The sequence below is a fragment of the Pseudomonas sp. NFX224 genome, from assembly GCF_048565165.1.
Lineage (GTDB): Bacteria > Pseudomonadota > Gammaproteobacteria > Pseudomonadales > Pseudomonadaceae > Aquipseudomonas.
On the sequence record NZ_CP183416.1, the window covers coordinates 5,319,812 to 5,345,903 of the forward strand.

At 60.9% G+C, this 26,092-nt stretch carries 21 protein-coding genes and 3 tRNA genes; 20 read left to right on the plus strand and 4 right to left on the minus strand.

Annotated elements, in window-relative coordinates; genetic code table 11:
* Positions 1–5: 5 nt before the first annotated feature.
* From leuB to ACNYC6_RS24345, 19 genes are all read left to right on the plus strand, one after another.
* Entirely contained in the window at positions 6–1,088 is a 1,083-nt protein-coding gene (leuB, locus tag ACNYC6_RS24255) for a 3-isopropylmalate dehydrogenase (RefSeq protein ID WP_419709489.1), read from the plus strand.
* Between the two features lie 66 nt (positions 1,089–1,154).
* Positions 1,155–2,267 (plus strand): aspartate-semialdehyde dehydrogenase, encoded by a 1,113-nt coding sequence (asd, locus tag ACNYC6_RS24260; protein WP_419709490.1) that lies wholly within the window; start codon positions 1,155–1,157, stop codon positions 2,265–2,267.
* A gap of 281 nt (positions 2,268–2,548) precedes the next feature.
* Positions 2,549–3,559, plus strand: coding sequence for an aspartate-semialdehyde dehydrogenase (locus ACNYC6_RS24265; protein ID WP_419709491.1), 1,011 nt, complete (start codon positions 2,549–2,551; stop codon positions 3,557–3,559).
* An 87-nt stretch (positions 3,560–3,646) separates the two neighbouring features.
* Positions 3,647–6,370, plus strand: a complete 2,724-nt coding sequence (locus ACNYC6_RS24270; protein ID WP_419709492.1) for a FimV/HubP family polar landmark protein — start codon at positions 3,647–3,649, stop codon at positions 6,368–6,370.
* 184 nt (positions 6,371–6,554) lie between these two features.
* The gene (gene truA / locus ACNYC6_RS24275; RefSeq protein WP_416128319.1) at positions 6,555–7,409 is read left to right on the plus strand and encodes a tRNA pseudouridine(38-40) synthase TruA; all 855 of its coding nucleotides are present in this window, start codon (positions 6,555–6,557) and stop codon (positions 7,407–7,409) included.
* 63 nt (positions 7,410–7,472) lie between these two features.
* Complete coding sequence (locus ACNYC6_RS24280) at positions 7,473–8,096, plus strand: phosphoribosylanthranilate isomerase (protein WP_419709493.1); 624 nt, start codon at positions 7,473–7,475, stop codon at positions 8,094–8,096.
* A 194-nt stretch (positions 8,097–8,290) separates the two neighbouring features.
* Positions 8,291–9,211: an acetyl-CoA carboxylase, carboxyltransferase subunit beta gene (gene accD, locus ACNYC6_RS24285; protein ID WP_217872859.1), complete on the plus strand. Its 921-nt coding sequence runs from the start codon at positions 8,291–8,293 to the stop codon at positions 9,209–9,211.
* Positions 9,208–10,515, plus strand: a complete 1,308-nt coding sequence (folC, locus tag ACNYC6_RS24290; RefSeq protein WP_419709494.1) for a bifunctional tetrahydrofolate synthase/dihydrofolate synthase — start codon at positions 9,208–9,210, stop codon at positions 10,513–10,515. Before accD ends, folC begins: the two co-directional genes overlap by 4 nt.
* Positions 10,499–11,158 (plus strand): SPOR domain-containing protein, encoded by a 660-nt coding sequence (locus ACNYC6_RS24295; RefSeq protein WP_419709495.1) that lies wholly within the window; start codon positions 10,499–10,501, stop codon positions 11,156–11,158. Before folC ends, ACNYC6_RS24295 begins: the two co-directional genes overlap by 17 nt.
* 98 nt (positions 11,159–11,256) lie before the next feature.
* The gene (locus ACNYC6_RS24300; RefSeq protein WP_419709496.1) at positions 11,257–11,817 is read left to right on the plus strand and encodes a CvpA family protein; all 561 of its coding nucleotides are present in this window, start codon (positions 11,257–11,259) and stop codon (positions 11,815–11,817) included.
* A gap of 41 nt (positions 11,818–11,858) precedes the next feature.
* Positions 11,859–13,364 carry an amidophosphoribosyltransferase gene (gene purF / locus ACNYC6_RS24305; protein ID WP_338585814.1) on the plus strand — a complete coding sequence of 502 codons (1,506 nt, stop codon included), beginning with the start codon at positions 11,859–11,861 and terminating at the stop codon, positions 13,362–13,364.
* 74 nt (positions 13,365–13,438) lie between these two features.
* Positions 13,439–14,650 (plus strand): O-succinylhomoserine sulfhydrylase, encoded by a 1,212-nt coding sequence (locus ACNYC6_RS24310; protein ID WP_130930812.1) that lies wholly within the window; start codon positions 13,439–13,441, stop codon positions 14,648–14,650.
* Positions 14,647–15,420, plus strand: a complete 774-nt coding sequence (locus tag ACNYC6_RS24315) for an SDR family oxidoreductase (protein WP_419709497.1) — start codon at positions 14,647–14,649, stop codon at positions 15,418–15,420. Before ACNYC6_RS24310 ends, ACNYC6_RS24315 begins: the two co-directional genes overlap by 4 nt.
* A 129-nt stretch (positions 15,421–15,549) precedes the next feature.
* Positions 15,550–15,625 (plus strand) — tRNA-Val (locus ACNYC6_RS24320).
* Positions 15,626–15,678: 53 nt separating this feature from the next.
* A tRNA-Asp gene (locus ACNYC6_RS24325) sits at positions 15,679–15,755 on the plus strand.
* Between the two features lie 94 nt (positions 15,756–15,849).
* Positions 15,850–15,926 (plus strand) — tRNA-Asp (locus tag ACNYC6_RS24330).
* Positions 15,927–16,172: 246 nt separating this feature from the next.
* Positions 16,173–16,682, plus strand: coding sequence for a sigma-70 family RNA polymerase sigma factor (locus ACNYC6_RS24335; RefSeq protein WP_419709498.1), 510 nt, complete (start codon positions 16,173–16,175; stop codon positions 16,680–16,682).
* The gene (locus tag ACNYC6_RS24340) at positions 16,679–17,623 is read left to right on the plus strand and encodes a FecR domain-containing protein (protein ID WP_419709499.1); all 945 of its coding nucleotides are present in this window, start codon (positions 16,679–16,681) and stop codon (positions 17,621–17,623) included. Before ACNYC6_RS24335 ends, ACNYC6_RS24340 begins: the two co-directional genes overlap by 4 nt.
* Positions 17,624–17,689: 66 nt before the next feature.
* On the plus strand, positions 17,690–20,113 hold the full coding sequence (locus ACNYC6_RS24345) for a TonB-dependent siderophore receptor (RefSeq protein ID WP_419709500.1): 2,424 nt from the start codon (positions 17,690–17,692) through the stop codon (positions 20,111–20,113).
* Positions 20,114–20,243: 130 nt separating this feature from the next.
* Here ACNYC6_RS24345 and aldA read toward each other — a convergent pair whose 3' ends face one another.
* Genes aldA through ACNYC6_RS24365 form a run of 4 tightly spaced genes read right to left on the minus strand, consistent with a single transcriptional unit; the run spans position 20,244 to position 25,025 of the window.
* Positions 20,244–21,677: an aldehyde dehydrogenase gene (gene aldA, locus ACNYC6_RS24350; RefSeq protein ID WP_419709501.1), complete on the minus strand. Its 1,434-nt coding sequence runs from the start codon at positions 21,675–21,677 to the stop codon at positions 20,244–20,246.
* A 19-nt stretch (positions 21,678–21,696) separates the two neighbouring features.
* Positions 21,697–22,497: an aldolase/citrate lyase family protein gene (locus ACNYC6_RS24355; protein WP_419709502.1), complete on the minus strand. Its 801-nt coding sequence runs from the start codon at positions 22,495–22,497 to the stop codon at positions 21,697–21,699.
* Between the two features lie 14 nt (positions 22,498–22,511).
* Entirely contained in the window at positions 22,512–23,696 is a 1,185-nt protein-coding gene (gene rhmD, locus ACNYC6_RS24360; RefSeq protein ID WP_419709503.1) for an L-rhamnonate dehydratase, read from the minus strand.
* A gap of 33 nt (positions 23,697–23,729) precedes the next feature.
* The gene (locus tag ACNYC6_RS24365; protein WP_419709504.1) at positions 23,730–25,025 is read right to left on the minus strand and encodes an MFS transporter; all 1,296 of its coding nucleotides are present in this window, start codon (positions 25,023–25,025) and stop codon (positions 23,730–23,732) included.
* Positions 25,026–25,150: 125 nt separating this feature from the next.
* On the opposite strand from ACNYC6_RS24365, the gene ACNYC6_RS24370 reads away from it, so the two are divergent.
* Positions 25,151–26,092: a LysR family transcriptional regulator gene (locus tag ACNYC6_RS24370; RefSeq protein ID WP_419709505.1), complete on the plus strand. Its 942-nt coding sequence runs from the start codon at positions 25,151–25,153 to the stop codon at positions 26,090–26,092.

Sequence of the window (26,092 nt, forward strand, 5' to 3'; positions counted from 1 at the left end):
AAAGCATGAGCAAGCAGATTCTGATTCTCCCAGGTGACGGTATTGGCCCGGAAATCATGGCCGAAGCGGTCAAGGTGCTGGAATTGGCCAGCGACAAGTTCGCCTTGGGCTTCGAGCTGAGCCACGACGTGATCGGCGGCGCTGCCATCGACAAGCACGGCGTGCCACTGGCTGACGAAACCCTGGAGCGTGCCCGCGCAGCCGATGCCGTGCTGTTGGGTGCGGTCGGCGGACCGAAATGGGACGCTATCGAGCGTGACATCCGTCCTGAGCGCGGCCTGCTGAAAATCCGTGCGCAACTGGGCCTGTTCGGCAATCTGCGTCCGGCCATCCTGTACCCGCAACTGGCCGAGGCTTCCAGCTTGAAGCCGGAAATCGTTGCTGGCCTGGACATCCTGATCGTTCGCGAACTGACCGGCGGCATCTACTTCGGCGCGCCACGCGGCACCCGTACCCTGGAAAACGGCGAGCGCCAGTCCTACGACACCCTGCCGTACAGCGAAAGCGAAATCCGTCGCATCGCCCGTGTCGGTTTCGACATGGCGATGGTCCGTGGCAAGAAGCTGTGCTCGGTGGACAAGGCCAACGTGCTGGCTTCCAGCCAACTGTGGCGTGAAATCGTCGAAGAAGTGGCCAAGGATTACCCGCAAGTCGAACTGAGCCACATGTACGTCGACAACGCCGCGATGCAGCTGGTGCGTGCACCGAAGCAGTTCGACGTCATCGTCACCGACAACATGTTCGGCGACATCCTGTCCGATCAGGCTTCGATGCTCACCGGTTCCATCGGTATGCTGCCTTCGGCGTCCCTGGACACCCACAACAAGGGCATGTACGAGCCGTGCCACGGTTCGGCGCCGGACATCGCGGGCCAAGGCATTGCCAACCCGCTGGCGACCATTTTGTCGGTGTCGATGATGTTGCGTTACAGCTTCAACCAGCAGGCCGCGGCCGATGCCATCGAGAAAGCCGTCAGCCTGGTGCTGGATCAGGGCTTGCGTACCGGTGATATCTGGTCGGCCGGTTGCACTAAAGTCGGTACGCAGGAAATGGGCGACGCAGTAGTCGCCGCGCTGCGGAATCTGTAATCTCTCGGGCCCGCTGCCAAATTCAAGACAAAGCAGCGGCCCACATTTCAAGAAGGTGTAGTTGCGATGAAACGTGTAGGTCTGATCGGTTGGCGCGGTATGGTCGGTTCCGTGCTCATGCAGCGGATGCTGGAAGAGCAGGATTTCGATCTTATCGAGCCGGTGTTTTTCACCACTTCCAATGTCGGTGGCCAAGGCCCGTCCGTGGGCAAGGACATTGCTCCGCTCAAGGACGCTTACAGCATTGAAGAGCTGAAAACCCTTGACGTGATTCTGACCTGCCAGGGTGGCGACTACACCAGCGAAGTGTTCCCCAAGCTGCGCGAGGCCGGCTGGCAGGGTTACTGGATCGACGCCGCTTCAAGCCTGCGCATGCAGGATGACGCGGTCATCGTTCTGGATCCGGTCAACCGCAAGGTTATCGACCAGCAACTGGACGCGGGCACCAAGAACTACATCGGCGGCAACTGCACCGTCAGCCTGATGCTGATGGGGCTGGGCGGTCTGTTCGAAGCCGGCCTGGTGGAATGGATGAGCGCCATGACTTATCAGGCGGCCTCCGGTGCCGGCGCGCAGAACATGCGTGAACTGATCAAGCAGATGGGCACGACCCACGCCGCTGTCGCCGATCAACTGGCTGACCCGGCCAGTGCGATCCTCGACATCGACCGTCGTGTGGCCGAAGCCATGCGCAGTGACGCGTACCCGACCGAGAACTTCGGTGTACCGCTGGCCGGCAGCCTGATCCCGTGGATCGACAAGGAACTGCCGAACGGTCAAAGCCGCGAAGAGTGGAAGGCCCAGGCCGAGACCAACAAGATTCTCGGTCGCTTTAAGAGCCCGATCCCGGTGGATGGCATCTGCGTGCGCATCGGCGCCATGCGTTGCCACAGCCAGGCACTGACCATCAAGCTGAACAAAGATGTGCCGATGGCCGATATCGAAGGGCTGATCAGCCAGCACAACCCTTGGGTCAAGCTGGTGCCGAACAACCGCGATGCCAGCATTCAGGAGCTGAGCCCGAACAAGGTCACCGGCACCCTGAACATTCCGGTCGGCCGTCTGCGCAAGCTGAACATGGGTTCGCAGTTCCTCGGCGCGTTCACCGTCGGCGACCAACTGCTGTGGGGCGCGGCCGAACCGCTGCGCCGCATGCTGCGGATCCTGCTTGAGCGTTGATCGATTGATGCAATGAACGAACCCGCGCCTTGAAAGAGGTGCGGGTTTTTTTTTCGCAGGTTGATTGATCCCTGTAGCCGCTGCCGAAGACTGCGTTCGGCTGCGCAGCAGTCGTAAATACTAAAGACGCGGTCCTCCTGAGTGATCAGGCCCCCCCTCGGGCGAGGACTTCGTCCCCGAACGCAGCCTTCGGCAGCTGCTACAAGGTGTCGTGCATCAATTGCCTGCGTCCCACCCACCCGGTAAAGTGCCGCTCCCCCCGTTTCGCCAGAGGTAGAACCATGAGCCAGTCCATTGATATTGCCGTGATCGGCGCCACCGGTACTGTCGGCGAAACGCTGGTGCAGATTCTCGAAGAGCGCGACTTCCCGATCGGCAATCTGCACCTGCTGGCCAGTAGCGAATCCGCCGGCAGTTCGGTGCCGTTTCGCGGCAAGAACATGCGCGTGCGCGAAGTCGATGAGTTCGACTTCGGCAAGGTGCAACTGGTGTTCTTTGCCGCAGGTCCCGCCGTGACCCTGAGTTTCGCTTCCCGCGCCACGGCTGCCGGTTGCTCGATCATCGACCTGTCCGGCGCCTTGTCCGCCGAACAAGCGCCGCAAGTGGTGCCGGAAGCCAACGCCCAAGTACTGGTCGGTCTGAAAAAGCCGTTCCAGGTCAGCAGCCCGAGCCCATCGGCCACCGCGTTGGCGGTGGTGCTCGCGCCATTGCTGGGCTTGCTTGACTTGCAGCGCGTCAGCCTGACCGCCAGCCTGGCAGTGTCGGCTCAAGGCCGCGAGGCCGTCAGTGAACTGGCGCGGCAGACCGCCGAGCTATTAAACGTGCGTCCACTGGAGCCGAAGTTCTTTGATCGGCAGATGGCATTCAACCTGCTGGCACAAGTCGGCAAGCCGGACGAGCAGGGCCATACGCTGCTGGAAAAACGACTGGTGCGAGAGTTGCGGCAGGTGATGGCGCTGCCTTCTTTGAAAATATCCGTTACTTGCATTCAAGCCCCGGTGTTTTTTGGCGATAGCTATAGCGTGACCCTGCAGTCCGCAAGCGATATCGACCTGTCGAAAGTCAACGCTGCACTGGAAGACGCCCCCGGCATCGAACTGGTCGAGGCTGGTGATTTTCCAACCCCGGTCGGCGATGCGGTCGGGCAGGATGTGGTCTACGTTGGTCGGGTTCGTCACGGTATCGACGACCTGTCGGAACTAAATATGTGGCTGACGTCAGATAACGTACGCAAGGGCGCCGCGCTCAATGCCGTGCAGCTGGCTGAGTTGTTGATTAAAGACCTGCTGTAAAAGATACTTGATCGCGCGCAACGCCTTACGGCAGCGGCAATCAACACCTTCTCGCTGGCCGAGGAATGTTCAAACTAAGGATGAGCTATGGTTCAAGTTCGCAAACTGGTGTTAGCAATAGCGGCCGCCTCGGCGCTGTCCTCCGGTATGGCGCATGCCCTCGGGCTCGGGGAGCTGACCCTGAAATCGACGCTCAACCAGCCGCTGGTGGCGGAAATCGAGCTGCTCGATGTCAAGGATCTCACTGCTGCCGAAGTGGTGCCGAGCCTGGCTTCTCCTGAAGATTTCGCCAAGGCCGGTGTCGACCGCCAGGCGTTTCTCAACGACTTGACCTTTACCCCGGTACTCAACGCCAGCGGCAAAAGCATCCTGCGTGTGACCTCCAACAAGCCGCTCTCCGAACCCATGGTGAAATTCCTGGTTCAGGTGATGTGGCCCAACGGTCGTCTGTTGCGCGACTACAGCGTGCTGCTTGATCCGTCCAAATTCTCGCCGCAAACCGCTGAAGCGGCTGCGCAACCGGCGCCGACCGGCACCACCCCTGTCACCGGCGCGACCAAACCGTCCCAATACACCACCACGCCGCGCGATACCCTGTGGGAAATCGCGGCGAAGGCGCGTAACGGCGGTTCGATTCAACAAACCATGCTGGCCATCCAGGCGCTGAACCCGGATGCCTTTATCGACGGCAACATCAACCGCTTGAAAACCGGGCAAGTGCTGCGCCTGCCGGATCAGGCGCAAAGCACCAGCCTGCCGCAACCCAAGGCCATTGCCGAAGTGGCGGCGCAGAACACGGCGTGGCGCCAGGGTCGTCGCTATGTGGCGAAGCCTGGGACCGGGCAGCAGCAGCTCGATGCGACCAATCGCGGTCGTGGTGACGCGCCTGCCACGCAAACCGGTCAGGACAAGCTGAGCCTGGTGTCCGCGGAGTCCGGCAAGGCCGGTGGCAAAGGTGCGGCAGGTGATGCCAAGGCCTTGGGTAACAAATTGGCCGTCACCCAGGAAAGCCTAGACACGACCCGTCGTGACAATGCCGAACTGAAAAGCCGCGTGGCCGATCTGCAAAGTCAGATGGACAAGCTGCAACGCCTGATCGAACTGAAGAGCAATCAACTGGCCAAGTTGCAAGCCGAAGGCGCCGCGGGCGCGCCGGCTGCCGCTACTGCTGCGACCGCTCCGGCGATCACCGCTGAGCTGGCATCCGGCCCGGCGGGAACACCTGCCGAACCAGCGCCAGCCACCCCGGCACCGGCAGCGGCGACTCCTGAAGCCACTCCGGCGCCAGTCGAGCAGCCCGTCGAGCCTAAACCGGCTGCCTCCGACGAGCAGAATTTCAACGAGTTGCTGACCAACCCGTGGCTATTGGGGTTGGCCGGTGGCGGGGCAGTCGTCGTATTGCTGTTGTTGCTGTTGCTGGCTCGTCGCCGCAAGGCCCAGCAGGAAGCCGAGAAACACCTGCGCATGGCCCGTGCCCTGGCCGAAGAGCAAGAGTTCTCCGCCGAACTCGACCTGCCGGAAAGCAGCTTCGAAGGCCTGGAAGTTCCACCGCCAAGCGTGAAGCGTGCGACCATTCCGGCACCCGCGCCAGCTCCAGTGATTGCACCGGTCGTGGTAACACCACCGATTGCAGCGCCGTTGGTTTCTCCAGCCGCCGAGCGCTCGGACGATGTGTTGGGTCAGGCCCAGTCGCATATCGCTGCCGGTCGTCTGAATCAGGCTGCCGCGCTGCTGGAAGAGGGCATCAAGCAAGAGCCACAGCGCAGTGATCTGCGTCTCAAGCTGATGGAAGTCTACGGTCTGCAGGGCGACCGCGATGCGTTCGTGGTTCAAGAGCGTCAACTGGTGGCCAATGGCGACAACTTCGCCCAGGTCGAAAAACTGAAAAGCCGTTTCCCGGCCATGGCGCTGGTCGCTGCTGGCGGTATCGCTGCAGCTGCCGTCGCGGCCGAGCTGGACGCACAATACGTCAAGGACTTGCTGCTGGACGAGCCGCAAGCACCAGTACCAGAGCCCGCGCCGCTTGACGACGACTTCGACAGTGCGTTCGATCTGAGTCTCGACGACCTGGAAAACGTCACACCGGTCGCTGCTGAACCCGTACCAGCGCCGGTCGTCGACGACCTCGACAGCGCGTTCGATTTGAGTCTTGATGACCTGGACAACATCACTCCGGCAGCTGCTGCGCCAGCGCCGCAGGCGGAACCAGAGCCGATTGCGACGCTGGACGAGCTGGAAGATTTCCCCCTGGACGACGACCTGAGCTTCGGGGCGGTGTTGCAGCAGCAGACTGAAATCAAGGAAAGCCTCGACGACCTGTCGGATTTCGATCTGGACATGGACCTCGGTGCCGAACCGTCCCCGGCCATTCTGGCGGAAGACGATTTCCTGCTGGATCTGGATGAGGGCGTGAAGGATCTGCCACCGGTGGAAGCGCCAACAGTGGCCGAAGCACCGCTGGACGACCTGGAGCTGCCGGCTGATTTCGACTTGTCGCTGGCCGACGAGATGGACGCGCCAGACGCCTTTGCCGCTGAGCTGGATGACGTCAACGCCGAACTGGATCGCCTGTCCCAGAGCATCAGCGAGCCAACGTTCACCGTGGACGATGCCTTGGCTACCGTGGATGACGAACCGGACTTCGATTTCCTGTCCGGCACCGACGAAGTCGCTACCAAGCTCGATCTGGCCCAGGCCTACATCGACATGGGCGACAATGACGGCGCCCGCGACATCCTCAATGAGGTGGTGACCGAAGGCGATGCCGGGCAGAAGAGCGAAGCCAAGGAGATGCTTTCGCGTTTGGCTTGAGTCAATCGCTAGACAAAGCGGCAGCCTATTGAGGCTGCCGTTTTTGTTTCTGGCGGGGTTTTAATGGAATCGGTGTGGGGCCTCATCGCGGGCAAGCCGGAACCGTCAATGGAGATGTCACTGGCATCCCCGTCCGAGCACCTTATAATGCCCGCCTTTGCGTACATCAGCAGGCTGTCCTTCCTTGGCAAATATAGATAACCCGGCCGCCGAACTGGCAGCCGAGGGCTTTTACCGGATCGCGTTGGGCGTCGAATACAAAGGCTCGCGGTATCGCGGCTGGCAGCGCCAGGCCTCCGGCGTGCTCACTGTGCAGGAAACTCTCGAAAACGCCTTGTCCAAAGTCGCCGATTCGCCGGTTTCACTGCTGTGCGCCGGGCGCACCGACGCTGGCGTGCATGCTTGCGGGCAAGTGGTGCATTTCGATACCCAGGTCGAGCGGTCGATGAAAGCCTGGGTCATGGGTGCCAACATCAACTTGCCGCATGATGTCAGTGTCAGTTGGGCCAAAGTCATGCCCGCGCATTTTCATGCGCGGTTCAAGGCCATCGCCCGGCGTTATCGCTACGTGATCTACAACGATCAGATCCGTCCGGCGCACCTGAACGAAGAAATCACCTGGAACCACCGTCCGCTGGACGTCGAGCGTATGGCCGAAGCGGCCCAATACCTGGTGGGCACCCATGACTTCAGCGCTTTCCGTGCCGGTCAGTGCCAGGCGAAGTCGCCAATCAAGGAGCTGCATCACCTGCGGGTCACGCGTCACGGCAAGATGATCGTGCTGGATATCCGTGCCAGCGCCTTCCTGCATCACATGGTGCGCAACATTGCCGGTGTGCTGATGACCATCGGTGCCGGCGAGCGCCCGGTGGAGTGGATGAAGGAAGTGCTGGAAAGCCGTATTCGCCGTTCCGGCGGGGTGACGGCGCATCCGTTTGGCCTGTATCTGGTGCAGGTCGAGTACCGCGACGAGTTCGAATTGCCCGAGCGTTACATTGGCCCACACTTCCTCACCGGTTTCTCCGAACTTGACGGCTGACGCCCTCGAACGCTTTTGTTACCATCCGGGACTTTCTCGGATTTGCCGTGGGGTTTTATCGACATGTCAGCCGTTCGCAGCAAAATTTGCGGGATTACCCGCATAGAGGATGCGTTGGCAGCGGTCGAAGCCGGGGCTGATGCCATCGGATTTGTGTTTTATGCCAAGAGTCCGCGGGCGGTGACGTTCCAGCAGGCGCGCGCGATCGTCAAGGCGCTGCCGCCGTTTGTCACGACCGTCGGTTTGTTCGTCAATGCCAGCCGTGCCGAGTTGAGCGAGATCCTCGATGCCGTGCCGCTGGATCTTTTGCAGTTCCATGGCGATGAAAGCGCCGCGGAGTGCGAAAGCTGGGATCGTCCGTACATCAAGGCGTTGCGGGTCAAGGCCGGCGACGACATTGCCGTGGCGTGCGAGGCTTATCCGAGTGCCAGCGGCATCCTGCTCGACGCCTATGTCGAAGGCATTCCCGGTGGAACCGGCGAGGCGTTCGACTGGTCACTGATACCTCAAGGCTTGAGCAAGCCGATCATTCTCGCGGGCGGATTGACCCCGGATAACGTCGCCGATGCAGTGGCCCGGGTCCGGCCTTATGCCGTGGATGTCAGCGGCGGGGTAGAGGCGAGCAAGGGCATCAAGGATCACGCAAGGATTCAGGCATTTATCAAAGCTGTACGCAGGAGCCTGTAGGATGTGACGGCTGGCAGACTGCCGCCGTCCACTGCACTGTACAAAACGGCTGAGGGTTTTTTGGGTTGTACGCCGGTCACGTTTCCCTGACCCGGCAATCCAGCGATCATCGCCGCACACATGAATTTAGCGCTAGGGCATACGCGGGGCTGCGAACCAGAGCGTTCGGGCCGCCGGTACTGGAGAAAGAAAGCATGAGCAACTGGTTAGTAGACAAACTGATCCCTTCGATCATGCGTTCCGAGGTCAAGAAGAGCTCGGTGCCTGAAGGTCTTTGGCACAAATGCCCGTCTTGCGAGGCTGTGCTGTATCGTCCAGAGCTTGAAAAAACCCTGGATGTTTGCCCCAAGTGCAACCATCACATGCGTATCGGCGCACGCGCCCGTATCGACATTTTCCTCGACGTCGAAGGCCGTACCGAGCTGGGCGCGGACCTGGAGCCGGTTGACCGTCTGAAATTCCGGGACGGCAAGAAGTACAAGGATCGCCTGACCGCTGCACAAAAGCAGACCGGCGAAAAAGACGCACTGGTGTCCATGAGCGGTACACTGCTGGGCATGCCGGTGGTGGTTTCGGCGTTCGAATTCTCCTTCATGGGTGGGTCGATGGGCGCTATCGTTGGTGAGCGCTTCGTGCGCGCCGCCAACTACGCGCTGGAAAAACGTTGCCCGATGATCTGCTTTTCCGCCTCTGGTGGTGCGCGGATGCAGGAAGCGCTGATCTCCCTGATGCAAATGGCCAAGACCTCCGCGGTGCTGGCACGTCTGCGTGAAGAAGGCATTCCGTTCATCTCCGTGCTGACCGACCCGGTCTACGGTGGCGTTTCCGCCAGTCTGGCGATGCTCGGCGACGTGATCGTCGGCGAGCCGAAAGCCCTGATCGGTTTTGCCGGTCCGCGCGTGATCGAGCAGACCGTGCGTGAAAAACTGCCGGAAGGCTTCCAGCGCAGCGAGTTCCTGCTGGAGCACGGCGCGATCGACATGATCGTTCATCGTCAGGAACTGCGTCCGCGCCTGGGCAACCTGCTGGCACAAATGATGGGCCTGCCGACGCCGAAATTCGTCGCTGCGCCAATCGAACCGATCGTCGTTCCGCCGGTGCCTGCCAACATATGACCCAACGTACCCTTGGCGAGTGGCTCGCCTACCTTGAGCAGTTGCACCCTTCGGCCATCGACATGGGCCTTGAGCGCTCGCAACAGGTAGCGTCCCGCATGGGACTGGGCAAGCCGGCGCCTCGGGTGATCACGGTCACCGGCACCAACGGCAAGGGTTCTACCTGTGCCTTCGTGGCTTCATTGCTGCGGGCCCAGGGCCTGAAAGTGGGTGTCTACAATTCCCCGCACCTGCTGCGCTACAACGAGCGGGTGCAAGTCAATGGCATCGAAGCCACTGACGCCGAGCTGTGCCAGGCCTTCGCCGCGGTCGAGGCCGGTCGTGGCGACACTTCCCTGACTTACTTCGAAATGGGCACCCTGGCGGCGTTCTGGCTGTTTCAACAGTCTGCACTTGATGCCGTGGTGCTGGAAGTCGGTCTGGGCGGGCGTCTGGACACGGTCAACGTGGTCGACGCCGACATGGCGCTGGTCACCAGCATCGGTGTCGATCACGCGGACTACCTGGGTGATACCCGCGAGTCCGTGGCCTTCGAGAAGGCCGGCATCTTCCGCCAGGGCGCCCCTGCGCTCTGTGGCGACCTGAATCCACCGCAACCCTTGCTGGACAAAGCGCGCGAGCTCAATTGCCCGTTTTTCCTGCGTGGGCGCGATTTCGATCTTGGAGTCACCGATCACAACTGGCAATGGCGCGGTCTTGACGCTCAGGGTCGTGTGGTCGAACTGCGCGATCTGCCATTGCTCGATCTGCCGATGGAAAACGCCGCACTGGCCTTGCAAGCCTATCTGCTGCTCGGTCTGCCTTGGGTGGATGCGCAGATTATCCAGGCGTTGCAAGCGACGCGCGTGGTCGGTCGCCTCGATCGTCGGCAGTTCAACTGGCAGGGTAAGCGCCTGAATCTGTTGCTGGATGTGGGGCACAACCCCCATGCGGCAGAGTATCTGGCGCGGCGTCTGGCCAGTCGTCCATCGGTCGGCAAGCGCTTGGCGGTGTTCGGGTTGCTGGCGGACAAGGATCTGGATGGTGTTGTTGACGAATTGAGTGCTAGTGTCGAGCACTGGGCCGTCGCACCGCTGGATTCGCCGCGTGCTCGGCCGGTTAACGATTTGCAGGAAGCGCTGCACAAACGCGGTGCTTCAGTAACGTCTTATGACAGCGTGGCCGCCGCTCTGGAAGGGCAGAGCGCGCTGGCGACGAGCGACGACGAAATTCTGTTGTTCGGATCATTTTATTGTGTCGCCGAGGCCCTGGAATGGCTGGCCCGGCGCTCCACGGAGGAAGCGGCAAATGGCATTGCTGGATAAAGCCTACAAACAGCGCATGGTCGGCGCCCTGGTTCTGGTGGCGCTGGCCGTGATTTTCCTGCCGATGCTGTTCTCCCGCCAGGATGAGCAGCGCCAGATAACGGTCGAAGCCCCGGCTGCACCGCAAGCACCGGCGATGCCGCAAGTGCAGGTTGAGCCGGTGGTGGTGCCTGAGCCGCAAGCCTTGCCTCAGGAACCCGTACCGAGCGATGACGAAATCGCCCAGCAAGCAGTGCCCGTTGCGCCCGTCGTACCTGCGCCAACCGCAAAACCGGTCACACCGCCTCCTGCTCCGGCACCGGTGCCGGCGCTCGCGGCAAAACCTGCGACCGCGCCGTCCCAGCCGATTACCGCGGCTCCGGGCAAACCGGACACCACGCAAAGCCGCGTCGATGCCAATGGCCTCTCGGTGAGTTGGTCGGTGCAACTGGCCAGCCTGGCCAACCGGGAAAGTGCGGAAAAGTTGCAGAAAACCCTGCGCAGCCAGGGTTACAACGCCTATATCCGTACCGCCGACGGCAAGAATCGGGTGTTTGTGGGGCCACTGATCGAGCGAGCCGAAGCCGATCGCCTGCGTGACTTGTTGAACCGCCAGCAGAACCTCAAGGGGTTTGTGGTGCGTTTTCAGCCAGAGCGCGGCTAAATCTATCGCACCGATTTGAAATGCACTGACAATCGCAGCTTACCGATAAGCATGGGCTCTGCTAAAATGCGCCGCCTTATCCGTCTGTAGGTTGCACTGTGCCATTTACCTGGGTTGACTGGGCGATCGTTGCAATCGTCGCTATCTCCGCATTGATCAGTCTGAGCCGCGGCTTCGTCAAAGAAGCACTGTCGCTGGTGACCTGGATCATCGCAGGAGCCGTTGCCTGGATGTTCGGTGGCTCATTGTCCGAGTACCTCGGCGGATATATCGAAACGCCATCGGCGCGCGTGATCGCGGGCTGCGCAATAATGTTTGTCGCCACGTTAATCGTAGGCGCAATGGTCAATTATCTTATCGGCGAATTGGTACGCGTCACCGGGTTGTCCGGGACCGATCGATTCCTCGGCATGGCCTTCGGCGCCGCGCGTGGCGTGTTGCTGGTGGTCGTGGCGGTCGGGCTGTTGAGCCTGGGGCCGGTACAGCAGGACGAGTGGTGGCAGCAGTCGCAACTCGTGCCAAAATTTCTATTGGTCGCCGATTGGTCCAAAAACCTGATTCTCGGGTGGAGCAGTCAGTGGCTTGCCAGCGGTATCAGCGTACCCGCTGAAATACCGTTCAAGGAGCACCTCTTGCCGATGGCCAAAACGCCTCAGTGAGTTGTGTTCAGTTCAGATCCATTAAGTAGGGGTTGCGTCGCATGTGTGGCATCGTCGGTATCGTCGGTAAGTCGAACGTCAATCAGGCGCTGTATGACGCGCTAACCGTCCTCCAGCACCGCGGCCAGGACGCTGCCGGTATCGTGACCAGCCATGATGGCCGGTTATTCCTGCGCAAGGACAATGGCCTGGTGCGTGACGTGTTCCAGCAGCGTCACATGCAGCGCCTGGTCGGCCACATGGGCATTGGCCATGTGCGCTATCCGACCGCGGGCAGCTCGACCTCGGCCGAAGCTCAACCGTTTTACGTCAACTCGCCTTACGGCATCACCCTGGCGCACAACGGTAACCTGACCAACGTTGAACAGCTGGCCAAGGAGATTTACGAATCTGACCTGCGCCACGTCAACACCAGCTCCGACTCGGAAGTTCTGCTCAACGTGTTCGCGCACGAGCTGGCCCAGCGCGGCAAATTGCAGCCAACCGAAGAAGATGTGTTTGCCGCCGTCACCGACGTGCATAACCGTTGTGTCGGTGGTTACGCCGTTGTGGCGATGGTGACCGGTTACGGCATCGTCGGTTTCCGCGATCCGCACGGCATCCGCCCGATCGTGTTCGGCCAGCGTCACACCGACGAAGGCGTCGAATACATGATCGCGTCCGAAAGTGTGTCCCTGGACGTGCTCGGCTTCACCCTGATTCGCGACCTGGCACCGGGCGAAGCGGTCTACATCACTGAAGACGGCAAGCTGCACACCCGTCAGTGCGCGACCAACCCGTCCCTGACCCCGTGCATCTTCGAACACGTCTACCTGGCACGTCCGGACTCGATCATCGACGGCGTTTCGGTGTACAAGGCCCGTCTGCGCATGGGCGAGAAGCTCGCCGAGAAGATCCTGCGCGAGCGTCCTGAGCACGACATCGATGTGGTCATCCCGATCCCGGACACCAGCCGCACCGCGGCCCTGGAGTTGGCGAACCACCTGGGCGTGAAGTTCCGCGAAGGCTTCGTGAAGAACCGCTACATCGGCCGGACCTTCATCATGCCGGGCCAGGCCGCACGGAAAAAATCCGTACGCCAGAAGCTCAACGCCATCGAGCTGGAATTCCGCGGCAAGAACGTGATGCTGGTGGACGACTCCATCGTTCGCGGCACCACCTGCAAGCAAATCATCCAGATGGCACGTGAGGCGGGCGCCAAGAACGTCTATTTCTGTTCCGCAGCGCCAGCCGTGCGTTTCCCGAACGTCTACGGCATCGACATGCCGAGCGCCCACGAACTGATCGCCCACAACCGTTCGACCCAGGACGTTGCCGACCTGATCGGCGCAGACTGGCTGATCTATCAGGACTTGCCCGACTTGATCGAAGCGGTCGGTGGCGGCAAGATCAAGATCGATAAGTTCGATTGCGCGGTGTTCGACGGCCAGTACGTCACCGGCGACGTCGACGAGGCTTACCTGAACAAGATCGAGCAGGCACGCAACGATGCCTCCAAGGTCAAGACGCAGGCAGTCAGCGCGATCATCGACCTGTACAACAACTGAGTTTCTACCGGCCCTGAGGGGCCGGTTTTGTATCCGGCTTTTTATTTACGAGAATTAGGGAAAGGAGTGACAGCATGAGTCAGGATTGGGATGCCGGTCGGTTGGACAGCGACCTCGAAGGCGTAGCGTTCGATACCCTGGCCGTACGTGCCGGTCAGCACCGTACGCCGGAAGGCGAACACGGTGATCCGATGTTCTTCACGTCCAGCTACGTATTCCGCACCGCTGCCGACGCCGCCGCGCGTTTTGCCGGAGAAGTGCCGGGCAACGTCTACTCGCGCTACACCAACCCGACCGTGCGCGCCTTCGAAGAGCGCATTGCCGCCCTGGAAAGCGCCGAGCAAGCCGTGGCCACCGCAACCGGCATGGCTGCGATCATGGCAGTGGTGATGAGCCTGTGCAGCGCCGGTGATCACGTATTGGTGTCGCGCAGCGTGTTCGGCTCGACCATCAGCCTGTTCGAGAAGTACTTCAAGCGTTTCGGCATCGAAGTCGATTACGTGGCCCTGGCGGACTTGTCCGGCTGGGATGCGGCGATCAAGGCCAACACCAAATTGCTGTTCGTCGAGTCGCCATCCAACCCGCTGGCCGAGTTGGTCGACATCGCCGAACTGGCGAAAATCGCTCATGCCAAAGGTGCGATGCTGGTGGTCGACAACTGCTTCTGCACCCCTGCGTTGCAGCAGCCGCTGAAAATGGGCGCGGACATCGTCGTGCATTCGGCGACCAAGTTCATCGACGGCCAGGGCCGTTGCATGGGCGGTGTCGTCGCCGGTCGCAGCGAGCAGATGAAAGAAGTGGTCGGTTTCCTGCGCACCGCCGGACCGACCCTGAGCCCGTTCAACGCCTGGATCTTCCTCAAGGGCCTGGAAACCCTGAACCTGCGGATGAAGGCGCACTGCGCCAACGCCCAGCAACTGGCTGAGTGGCTGGAGCAACAGGATGGCATCGAGAAGGTTCATTACGCCGGCCTCAAGAGCCACCCGCAACACGAACTGGCCCTGCGTCAGCAGAAGGGTTTCGGGGCAGTGGTGAGCTTCGAAGTGAAGGGTGGCAAAGAGGGCGCCTGGCGCTTTATCGATGCAACGCGCCTGATTTCGATCACCGCCAACCTGGGCGATAGCAAAACCACCATCACTCACCCGAGCACCACCTCTCACGGCCGTCTGGCGCCGCAAGAGCGTGAAGCGGCGGGCATTCGTGACAGCCTGATCCGCATTGCAGTCGGCCTGGAAGATGTGGCAGACCTGCAAGCCGACCTGGCGCGCGGGTTGGCTGCCTTGTGATCGAGCTGTCTAGGCCAACCCCTTCCAATGGTCGCGTTGCACTGGTAACTGGTGCTGCGCGGGGCATTGGATTGGGGATTGCGGCCTGGCTTATCAGCGAGGGCTGGCAAGTCGTGCTGACAGACCTGGATCGTGAGCGCGGTTCGAAAGTGGCGAAGGTGCTTGGCGACAACGCCTGGTTCATCGCCATGGACGTTTCGAATGAAGGGCAGGTGGCTCTGGGTGTTGCCGAGGTGCTGGGGCAATTCGGGCGCCTGGATGCGTTGGTGTGCAATGCGGCGGTAGCCGATCCGCACAACATCACTCTGGAAAGCCTCGATCTGGCTTACTGGAATCGGGTGTTGGCGGTGAATCTCAGTGGGCCGATGTTATTGGCCAAGCACTGTGCGCCTTACCTTCGCGCTCACAACGGGTCGATCGTCAATCTGGCCTCGACCCGTGCCGGGCAATCGGAACCTGATACCGAGGCGTATGCGGCGAGCAAAGGCGGTCTGTTGGCCCTGACTCACGCATTGGCCATCAGTCTTGGCCCGGAAATTCGCGTCAATGCGGTCAGCCCGGGCTGGATCGATGCACGCGACCCTTCAGCGCGTCGTGCCGAGCCGCTGACCGATGCTGATCATGCCCAGCATCCGGCGGGCAGGGTAGGGACGGTGGAGGATGTGGCGGCGATGGTGGCCTGGTTGCTGTCGAAGAATGCCGGTTTTGTCACGGGGCAGGAGTTCGTGGTGGACGGTGGCATGACCAAGAAGATGATTTACAGCGAGTAACTCCAGCGGTCTGACTGTTGGCGACATTGTCCGGATTGAAACGATTTTGTCTTTTTCAGAAAAACTTCAATCCTGCTATTGACTTAGGTTCGCTACCTGCGTAAATTTCGCGGCCTCGGAGATGCAAACGGGTGATTAGCTCAGCTGGGAGAGCGTCTGCCTTACAAGCAGAATGTCGGCGGTTCGATCCCGTCATCACCCACCACTCCCGAGAAACTTGCGAAAGCAAGAAGGAAGCTGAAATGCCTCCACCGACGCGCAGCGGTAGTTCAGTCGGTTAGAATACCGGCCTGTCACGCCGGGGGTCGCGGGTTCGAGTCCCGTCCGCTGCGCCATTATTTACGAAGCAGAATTTGATCTGGTTCGCGATTGAAAAGCACCGAAGCTTTCAATCACACGAGTTACTTGGGCGAAAGTCCAAAGCGATACGCAGCGGTAGTTCAGTCGGTTAGAATACCGGCCTGTCACGCCGGGGGTCGCGGGTTCGAGTCCCGTCCGCTGCGCCATATCTGCACTGAGGCCTACTGAACGCCTCGGAGCTACGAAGAAAGCCACTGGTTTACTTCGAGTCGATAGCAAAGACCCTGGTCGAAAGACCGGGGTTTTTTGTGTCTGAAATTTGTCTTTTTCTTCTCTTTTGCTCTTAACGTCCAATCTTTCTGCACTCGCGGTGCATAAAGCACTTGGTTCGTCGCGGCGATATTAATTAGAATCACTCTCATTTACGACTCCTTGGCACAGGGCTTCTTGAGATGAGTGATGCAGCGATGCCGAAGGAGCAAACCCTTCACGACCTGTACCGCGATCACCGTGGCTGGCTTGAGAGCTGGCTAAGGCGACGCATGGGCAACGCCTGCGATGCGGCGGATCTCAGTCAGGACACGTTTTTGCGTTTGCTTGCCAGTTCTCAACGAATTGCGGATTTGCAAGAGCCCCGTGCCTATTTAATGACAGTGGGCAAGCGCCTGCTGAGCAATTTCTACAAACGACGCAGTCTCGAGCAGGCTTATCTGAATGCCCTAGCATCGTTACCCGAAGACTGCGTGCCGTCCCCGGAACAGCGCTGGTTATTACTGGAAACCCTGCAAGCCCTGGACGAATTGCTCGATGGATTGCCGCGAGCAGTACGACGGGCATTTCTCTGGAGTCAGCTTGAAGGCCTGAGCTACCAGCAAATCGCCGAGCGCCTGTCAGTCTCCGAACGCACGATCAAGCGCTACATGGCACAAGCCTACGAACATTGCCTGCTGGTGGCACTGTGAACAGCGCCGCGCCCGATGCCCGTCAAGTGGTACGAGCGGCTGCGCAATGGCTGGCGTTGCTCGAATCCGGTGGTGCCACCGAGCAGGATCGCGCGAACTTGCAGCGCTGGCGCGATACGGCGGCCAGCCATGAGCAGGCCTGGCAAAAGGCGCAAGCCTTGCGTCAGCGTTTTGCCGACCTGCCTTCAGCGTTGGCCCTGAGCAGTCTCGACCGTCCCGATCCCGGGCGGCGCGTGGTGCTCAAGCGTGCCTTGGGCGCCGTGGCGTTGGTGCCCGCAGCCTGGCTGATCAGCCGGCAATTGCCCATGGACGTCTGGCGTGCCGATCTGCACACCGCCACTGGCGAGCGCAAACAAGTGCAACTTGCGGATGGCAGCTCCCTGCAACTGAATACCGCCAGCGCCGTCGACGTGGAGTTGTCGAATCGCCGGGTGAAGCTGGTGGAGGGCGAAATGTCGCTGAAGGTGTCGGGTCTCTCGCCATTGACGGTCCAGACCCGCTTCGGCCAGGTGATCGTCAGCCAAAGCGAAGTTTGCGTGCGTCAGGACAATCGCGGATGCCGGGTTTCGGTGTTCGACGGCGCCGTGCAGTTGCAGCCGTTGCAGGCCCCGGCACTGACGCTGCGTGCGGGTCAGCAGGTCAACCTGCAAGCGGCAGGCGCTGGTGCGGTGCAAGCCTTTGATGTGCTGCAACCTGGCTGGCGTGAAGGCGTGTTGATGGCGAACAACCAGCCGCTGGGGGATTTCCTGCGTGAACTTGATACCTATCGACCGGGTGTCCTGCGTTGGGAACCGGAACTCGAAGCGCTGCGCGTCACCGGCAGTTTTCGCCTCGATGACACCGATCGCATTCTCGCGTTGCTTGCAGTCAGCCTGCCGTTGGAGGTGCAAACGCGTACCCGTTACTGGGTGACGTTGCTGCCGCGCAAAAAAGTTGTCTGAAGCGTGTCCCCTTTTTTCCACTCGCTTGTCATTCAAGGCAACTGAACGCACAAGAGAGTTTTTTCAATGCCCGCAGTAAAGCCTTGCTGTTCGCGCCCGACGTCTTCCGGTCTGCGCCCATTGTTGCGCCTGAGCCTGTTGCTGAGCCTGAGTGCCAGCCCGTTTTTCATGACCAACAGCTGGGCCGAAGATGCCGCCCGCCGCAGTTATCAGGTGCCCGCCGGCAGCCTGAGCGATGCGTTGACGCGGTTTGCGGGTTTGGCCGGAGTCAACCTGTCGGTCGATCCCGCGCTGGTCAGTGGTCGCAGCAGTGCCGGTCTGTCCGGCGACTTCGGGGTAGAGGAGGGCTTTGCGCGCCTGTTGCAAAATTCCGGACTGCAACTGCAGCCGGTGGGTGAGCAGGCGTACATCCTGATTCCGGCGCCAAGCGGTGCCAGCCTGCAATTGGGCGCGACTTCGATTCTCGGTGCCGTTGATTCCGAACATGGCGATCCGTATGCCGGTGGCCAGGTTGCGCGTCGCGGGTCGCAAGGCTTGCTGGGCTCGCAAGACTTCATGGAAACGCCGTTCAGCATGACCACCTACACCAGCGAGACGGTGAAAAACCAGCAGGCCCGCACCTTGGGCGACTTGGTTGCCAGCGATCCTTCGGTTCGTGCCACCAACCCGGCGGGCGGGCGTTACGAGCAATTCACCATTCGCGGGCTCAGCCTGTTCAATAGCGATGTTTCCTACAACGGTCTGTACGGGATCCTGCCGACCTATACGATCGACATGGAGATGGCCGATCGCGTCGATATCCTCAAAGGCCCGAGCCAGCTCATCAACGGCATCTCGCCGCGAGGCAGCGTGGGTGGTGGGATCAACGTGGTGCCAAAGCGCGCGACCGACCAGCCCGTCACCTCGTTCACCGGTAGTTACGCGTCCAACAACCAGGTCGGCGGTGCCGTGGATGTTGGTCGGCGCTTTGGCGAAGGCGACATGTTCGGCATTCGCTTCAACGGCGTGAAACAGTCCGGCGACACCGAATGGGATCACCAGAGCGTCGACCGTGAAATGGCCGTGCTGGGCCTGGATTTTCGCGGTGAGCGCCTGCGCCTGTCGACCGACATCGGCCACACCGAGCGCGATACCGATGCCCCGCAGGAGCGCGTGCAGATTGGCGCCAACGCGAAGGTGCCGAATGCCAACGATGTCCGTGACAACTATGCTCAGCCCTGGAGTCAGGCACGGACCACGGACACCTTCGGCACGCTGAACGGCGAGTTCGATGTTAGCGATTCAGTCATGCTGTACGGCGGTGTGGGCGCGCGTAAAAGTAATCATGATTTTCTTCGGCATGCCGTTTCGATCACCAATGATGCTGGCGATTTCAGCGTTCTGCCGCGTGATTTCACCCGCGACGAAAATGTCCGCACGGCCACGGCAGGCGTGCGCAACTGGTTTCATACCGGTCCGGTGAGCCATCAGGTCAACCTGGCGGCCAGCTACTTCTACATGGACTTCGAAAATGGCGGCGCCCGTTATGCGGCCGCCCCCAGCAACCTCTACAACCCTCGGGAAACACCTACACCTGTCCGCCCGACGCGTTTCGATCCAGAGGTCTACACCGAAAACCGCTTCAGCAGCGTGGCGTTGTCCGACACGCTGGGTTTCTTCGAGGATCGCTTGCTGCTGACCCTCGGCGGCCGCTGGCAGCGGGTCAAGGTCGACGACTGGTCGGATGACGTCAAAGGCGAGACTGCCTACGACGAGGAAAAATTCTCGCCATCGGGTGGCATCCTGTTCAAGGCGACCGACCAATTGTCGCTGTACGCCAACTACATGGAAGGTCTGAGCCAGGGCAAGATCGCGCCGTCGACGTCGGTGAACGAGGACGAGATTTTTCCTCCATTCATCAGTCGCCAGGTCGAGGTCGGTGCCAAGTACGACGCCGGTGTGTTCGCGCTCACCGCCGCCGTGTTCCGGATCAAGCAGCCGGCCTACGAGACCAATGCCACGACGCGGGTCTTCGGCCCGAATGGCAAACGTCAGAATGATGGTGTGGAGTTGAGCGTGTTTGGCGAACCGCTCAAGGGTTTCCGCCTGCTTGGCGGTGTGATGTACATCGACAGCGAATTGACCGACACCACCAACGGCACTTTCGACGGCAACCGCGCACCGGCCACGCCGAAGTACAACGTCAATCTGGGCGCCGAGTGGGACGTGCCTAACGTGCAAGGCTTGACCCTGACCAGTCGCGGTATCTATTCCAGTTCGCAGTATCTGGATCAGTCCAACAACAAGGAAATCGATTCGTGGGAGCGGTTCGACGTGGGCGCGCGGTATGCGTTCAGGGTTGATGAAAAGACCATCACCGTGCGGGCGAATGTCGAGAACGTGGCGGACAAGCGCTACTGGAGTTCGGCGGGGGCTTCGGATGACAGCGAGCCGGGGTTGACGCTCTCGACGCCGCGGACCTATTTGCTTTCGGCGACTGTGGATTTCTGATGTCATCGTGTTGACTGGTCTGGCGCCATCGCGAGCAGGCTCACTCCTACAGGGGATTTGCGTGGACAACACAAGTCCCTGTAAGAGTGAGCCTGCTCGCGATAGCGGTCTAAACAGCACCGCCAAATATTCAGCCTTGCAAATAAACCGCATGCGTATGGGTGTACTCGTACAACCCATGCTTGCCATCCGCACCGCCAATCCCCGATTTACGCACGCCGGCATGGAAGCCTTGCATGGCTTCGAAGTTCTCGCGGTTGACGTAGGTTTCGCCAAAATCCAGCTCGCGCATGGCGTGCAGGGTTTTGTTCAGGTCGCGGGTGTAGATCGATGAAGTCAGGCCATAGTCGCAGTCGTTGGCCAGGGCGATGGCTTCGTCGAGGTCATCGATGATCTGGATCGGCAGCACCGGGCCGAAAATCTCTTCGCGCATGATCTCCATGTCGGCGCGGCAACCGGCAAGCACCGTAGGTTGGAAGTGGAAGCCATTCGGCAGGTCGGCAATTTGCCCACCGCTGATCAGGCTCGCGCCCTGGCTCAATGCCGTGCGGACTTTACGGTTGACGCTGTCCAGTCCCTGGCGGTTGATCAGCGGACCCATTTCCACATCGGACTGCGCAATCGGGTCGCCATAGCGGGTCGCGCTCATCGTCGCTGCGATGCGCTCGATGAATTGATCCGCCACTTTGCGCTCGACGTACACCCGCTCGGCGCAATTGCACACCTGACCGCTGTTGATGATCCGCGAATCGCGAATGGCTTTGACGGCGAGATCCAGATCAGCGTCCGCCAGCACAATGGCCGGGGCCTTGCCGCCCAGTTCCAGATTGAGCTTGGTGATGTTCGGTGCGGCGGCAGCCATGATTCGCGAACCGGTGTCGACGCTGCCGGTGAAGCTGATCATGTCCACGCCCTTGTGCCCGCTGAGTGCCGCGCCAACCTGGCCGTCACCGCAGACCACGTTGAACACGCCGGGCGGCAAATCGGTTTCGGCCACCAAACGGGCGAATTCGAAGCAGTTGTTTGGCGTCTCTTCGCTGGGCTTGATGACGATGGTGTTGCCGGTCAGCAGCGCCGGGGCCATCTTGCGAGCGATCAGGAAGAACGGGAAATTCCACGGCAGAATCCCGGCCACTACGCCCAACGGTTTGCGGAACAGGAAGATGTTTTCGTTCTGGCGGTCGCTGGTGATGATTTCGCCTTCGATGCGCCGCGCCCACTCGGCCATGTAGTCGAGGTAGTCAGCGGTGAAGTTGACTTCGACTTCGGCCAGACCGCTGATCTTGCCTTGCTCCAGCGTAATGGTGCGCGCCAGGTGCGGTACGTTTTCACGCAGTTTGGCGGCGATACGGCGCAAGTAACCGGCGCGGTCATTTGCCGCTTTGCGTGCCCAATCCTTCTGCGCCGCTCGGGCAGCAGAGAGCGCGCGTTCGACGTCTTCGGCGGTCGAAGCGGGGACTTTCGACAACATGCCTCCGGTGGCCGGGTTGATCACATCGAGGTGGGCAGCGCTGGCCACGAACTGGCCGTTGATGAAGTTTTCGTAAACAGGCACGGACGGCATGGGACGACTCCTTGGCAGATCAGTAAGTGCGTGACGGCGCTTGTGTGCTGGCGGGTTCGCGGTAGCGGGCGAGGGTGGCCATGGCGCTCTGGCGTAGCAGGCTGATGTCGATGGCGACTGCAATGAACTGGCAACCCCAGCCTTGGTAGCGACGGGCATCTTCTTCGTTGGGAGCGAGAATCCCGCAGGCCTTGCCCGCCGCGAGCGTGGCGTTCACGGCGTGTTGAATGCGTTCCTGAACTTCCGGATGACCAGGATTGCCGGCATGACCCAGGCCAATCGACAAATCCGCCGGGCCGATAAACACCGCATCCACACCCTCGACGGCGGCAATCGCTTCGACGTTTTCCACGCCGATGCGCGATTCCACCTGTACGATCAGGCACAACTGTTCATGGGCGGTATTGAGGTAATCGGGCACGCCATCCCAACGCGTGGCGCGGGTCAGGCCGCCGCCGACACCGCGAATCCCGTGGGGCGGGTAGCGCATCGCGCGGACCAATGCCTTGGCCTGTTCGGCGGTTTCGACCATCGGGATCATCAGCGTCTGCGCGCCGATATCCAACAGTTGCTTGATCAGATTGGCGTCGCCATTCACCGCGCGCACGATCGGCGCAGTGGAGTAGGGCGCCACGGCCTGCAATTGCGCGAGTACGCCGGGCACGGTGTTCGGTGCGTGCTCGCCATCGATCAGCATCCAGTCGTAACCGGTGGTGGCGACGATTTCGGCGGCGTAGCCGGTGGCGAATCCGGCCCAGATGCCATATTGGGTCGCCGGTTTTTTCAGCGCGGCTTTGAAAGCGTTGTTCGGCATGATCATCACGAGCTCCTTTCTCAGCGGCTGTACGGCCGATGCAGTTGGCATTCGGGGTTGAGTGTTACGCCGAAACCGGGCTGGTCGAGCGCCGACAGGCGCATGCGGCCATTGACCGGCACCGGTTCGCCGAGCAGTTGGGGATGGAACATCGGCACCACTTCGTCAGCCTTCGGCGCCATCATCAAGAATTCGGCGAACGGGCTGTTATGCCGGGTGGCGACGAAGTGGTAGCTGTACACCGACGAACCGTGGGGGATGACCAAAGCGTTATGGGCATCGGCCAGGGCCGAGATTTTCACCAGTTCGGTGAGGCCACCGCACCAGCCGACGTCTGGCTGTATGATGTCGCAGCAGCCCATTTCCAGCAGCATGCGGAAGCCCCAGCGCGTGGCTTCGTGTTCGCCGGTGGTCACCAGCATGCCTTTCGGTACGTTGTTGCGCAGGGCCGCGTAGCCCCAGTAATCGTCTGGCGGCAGGGCTTCTTCGATCCACTTCAAGCCATGTTCGTGGGCACCGACCGCCAGTTTGGTGGCGTAGTTGAGGTCCAGGCTCATCCAGCAATCAAGCATCAGCCAGAAGTCCGGGCCGACCCGTTCACGCATGGTCGCCAGTTCTTCGAGGTTCTTGCGCAGGCCTTCTTCGCCTTCGGCGGGGCCGTGGTGCAGCGGCATCTTGCCGCCGATGAAGCCCATTTTCTGCGCCAAGTCCGGACGGGCGCCGGTGGCGTAGAACTGCAGTTCGTCGCGCACTGCGCCGCCGAGTAATTGATGCACCGGTTCCTGGCGGATCTTGCCGAGCAAGTCCCACAGCGCCAGGTCAACGCCGGAGAGGGTGTTGATGACGATGCCCTTGCGCCCGTAATACAGGGTCGACTGGTACATCTGGTCCCAGATCTTTTCGATGTCGGTGACGCGGGCGCCTTCAAGGAACCGCGCCAGGTGTTTCTCGACAATGTAGGCGGCAGGCTCGCCGCCGGTGGTCACGGCAAAACCAACGGTGCCGTCACTGGCTTCAATCTCTACCACCAGCGTACCGAGCACGTTGATGCCGAAGGTGCGGCGGCTCTGGCGGTACTCCGGGTATTTGCTCATCGGGGTAGCGATGTGATCGTCGATCCAGTGGCCGTCCGCCTGATCGTGATAATCCGCGCCGCCGCCACGCAGGGTGAAAGCGCGAACGTGTTTGATGGTTGGAATGCCCATGGTGTGATTCCTTTTGTTAAACGGCGGTCAGGTTTAAACGGTGGCCGGTTTGTTCGAGGCTTTATGGCCGGGCGCACGGACGCCCAGCACCAGCAACGCGGCGATGACGGTCGTAGCGGACAGCACGTACAAACCGGCTGCCGGGGAATGGAAGGCGCCTTCGGCCCAGTTCTTCAGCACCGGGGCGATGAAGCCACCGAGGGCGCCGAACGAGTTGATCAGGGCAATTCCGGCTGCGGCGGCGCTGCCGGCGAGGTAGCTGGAGGGGAAGGTCCAGAACACCGGTTGCACGGCGATGAACCCGGAGGCGGCGAAGCACAGGGCAATGATGCCCAGCAGCGGATTGCTGAAGGTCACCGAGCAGGCGATCCCGGCGGCGGCCATGAGCAAGGTCAGGCTTGCGGTGCGCCGACGTTCACCGGTGCGATCGCTGTAGCCGGGAATCAGGTAGGCGGCGATCAATGCGCAAATCCATGGAATTGCGGTGACCAGTCCGACCATCAAGCCGACTTTGGTGCCGAGCAGTCCGCCAACCTGGCTTGGCAGGTAAAACACCACGCCGTAGACGCTCGCCTGGATGAGCAGATAAATGAGGCACAGGTACAACACCGAAGGCTGGCAAATCACGTTGAGCAGGCTGCGGCCGTGGTTCTGTTTATGGCTGTCTTCCTGATCGAGCAGGCTCTGCACTTGCTGGCGTTCCTCGACGGTCAGCCACTTGGCATCGGCCGGGCGATTGTCCAGGTACCAATAGGCCCAGATGCCGACCGCCGTGGCCATCAAGCCTTCAACGGCGAACAGCCATTGCCAGCCATGGAAGCCTGCAAAACCGTCCAGCTCCAGCAGCAGGCCGGACAGCGGGCTGCCGAAGATGAACGCCAGCGGCGCACCGAAATAGAAGAAGCCCATGGCTTTGCCGCGCACGGCGCTGGGGAACCAGTAGGTGAGGTAAAGGATCACGCCGGGGAAGAATCCGGCTTCGGCCACCCCCAGCAAAAAACGCAGGATGTAGAAGCTGGTTTCGGTGTGGGCGAAGACCATGGCCGCGGAGACCAGGCCCCAGGTGACCATGATCCGGCACATCCACAGACGGGCGCCGACGCGGTGCAGAATCAGGTTGCTCGGCACTTCGAGCAGCGCGTAACCGACGAAGAACACCCCGGCACCGAAGGCGAAGGCGGCGTCACTGATATGGGTGTCGGCCTGGAAGGCTTGCTTGGCGAACCCGACGTTGGCGCGGTCGAGGAAGGCCATGATGTACATCAGCAGGAGAAACGGGAGCAGCCGCCAGGAAATTTTGGCGAGCAGAGGCGCGGGTAGAGTCTTCATCGCAGTTTTCCTTTGGTAGGGCATTTGTTCTTATGGGGAAGACTGTACGGCCGCTGATCGATGCGTTACAAATCGAATCTAGCTCACAACTGATACCTTCAGGGTATCGATAACAAAGGCCCGCCATGTCCACGCCAACCATCTCCCGCAGCCTGCTCAATCGCCTGCGCTACAAACATCTGCACATGCTGGTGACGCTCAGCACCAGCCAGAACCTGCACCGTGCTTCGCAAAGCTTGAACATGTCGCAACCGGCTGCCACCCGCATGCTCCATGAAATTGAAGACATGTTTGGCTGCGACCTGTTCGAACGTTTGCCGCGCGGGATGCGACCGACGGCGCTGGGTCAGGAGTTGATTCGTTTTGCCGAGTCGGCGCTCAGCGGTCTCGACCGTTGCGCCGAAGACCTGATGGCGCGGCAGCAGGGTGGCTACGGCTACCTGTCGATCGGCACCATCATGGGCGCGGCGCCGGATCTGGTGATGGATTCGATTGCCGAGATCAAATCACTCAATCCGCAATTGCGAATTCGCATCATGGGCGACACCAGCGATCAGGTGATCCAGTTGCTGGAGCAGGGCCGCATCGACCTCGCCATCGCGCGGCGCAATGCCGCCACCGACAGCGAGCATTACGTCTTCGAACAATTGGGCAACGAACGCTTGCTGGTGGTGGTACACGCTGGCCACCCGCTGGCCAGGCGCAAGAAGCTGGAAATGGCAGAACTGGTCAACGGCTGGCCGTGGATTCTGCAACCGGAAACCAGCCCGGCGCGCATCGGCCTGGATCAAGCCCTGCAGCGCCTGGCCTTGCCGTTGCCGGCAGACATCATCGAATGCGGCTCGGTGTATTCGATGCAGCAGCTGATTCAACTGACCGACGCGATCATGGTCCTGTCGGAAACCGCATTGCGCGACTACCTTAAAATGGGGCTGGTGGTGGCGCTTCCGGTGGAGCTGGATGTGCAACTGGCGCCGTTTGGGCTGCTGTTGCGCAAAGGTGAGCACATAAGTCGCGAGCTGGGATTGTTCATCGATCTGCTGCGTCGAAAAGCCGCGGTTTTTTGA

Coding starts and splice junctions, on each gene's coding strand:
- ACNYC6_RS24345 (WP_419709500.1), top strand. CDS start 17,690: ATGCCCGCAGTAAAGCCTTGCTGTTCGCGCCCGACGTCTTCCGGTCTG.
- rhmD (WP_419709503.1), bottom strand. CDS start 23,696: ATGGGCATTCCAACCATCAAACACGTTCGCGCTTTCACCCTGCGTGGC.
- ACNYC6_RS24355 (WP_419709502.1), bottom strand. CDS start 22,497: ATGATCATGCCGAACAACGCTTTCAAAGCCGCGCTGAAAAAACCGGCG.
- ACNYC6_RS24370 (WP_419709505.1), top strand. CDS start 25,151: ATGTCCACGCCAACCATCTCCCGCAGCCTGCTCAATCGCCTGCGCTAC.
- ACNYC6_RS24270 (WP_419709492.1), top strand. CDS start 3,647: ATGGTTCAAGTTCGCAAACTGGTGTTAGCAATAGCGGCCGCCTCGGCG.
- ACNYC6_RS24280 (WP_419709493.1), top strand. CDS start 7,473: ATGTCAGCCGTTCGCAGCAAAATTTGCGGGATTACCCGCATAGAGGAT.
- ACNYC6_RS24295 (WP_419709495.1), top strand. CDS start 10,499: ATGGCATTGCTGGATAAAGCCTACAAACAGCGCATGGTCGGCGCCCTG.
- purF (WP_338585814.1), top strand. CDS start 11,859: ATGTGTGGCATCGTCGGTATCGTCGGTAAGTCGAACGTCAATCAGGCG.
- ACNYC6_RS24310 (WP_130930812.1), top strand. CDS start 13,439: ATGAGTCAGGATTGGGATGCCGGTCGGTTGGACAGCGACCTCGAAGGC.
- accD (WP_217872859.1), top strand. CDS start 8,291: ATGAGCAACTGGTTAGTAGACAAACTGATCCCTTCGATCATGCGTTCC.
- ACNYC6_RS24335 (WP_419709498.1), top strand. CDS start 16,173: ATGAGTGATGCAGCGATGCCGAAGGAGCAAACCCTTCACGACCTGTAC.
- aldA (WP_419709501.1), bottom strand. CDS start 21,677: ATGCCGTCCGTGCCTGTTTACGAAAACTTCATCAACGGCCAGTTCGTG.
- asd (WP_419709490.1), top strand. CDS start 1,155: ATGAAACGTGTAGGTCTGATCGGTTGGCGCGGTATGGTCGGTTCCGTG.
- leuB (WP_419709489.1), top strand. CDS start 6: ATGAGCAAGCAGATTCTGATTCTCCCAGGTGACGGTATTGGCCCGGAA.
- ACNYC6_RS24365 (WP_419709504.1), bottom strand. CDS start 25,025: ATGAAGACTCTACCCGCGCCTCTGCTCGCCAAAATTTCCTGGCGGCTG.
- folC (WP_419709494.1), top strand. CDS start 9,208: ATGACCCAACGTACCCTTGGCGAGTGGCTCGCCTACCTTGAGCAGTTG.
- ACNYC6_RS24265 (WP_419709491.1), top strand. CDS start 2,549: ATGAGCCAGTCCATTGATATTGCCGTGATCGGCGCCACCGGTACTGTC.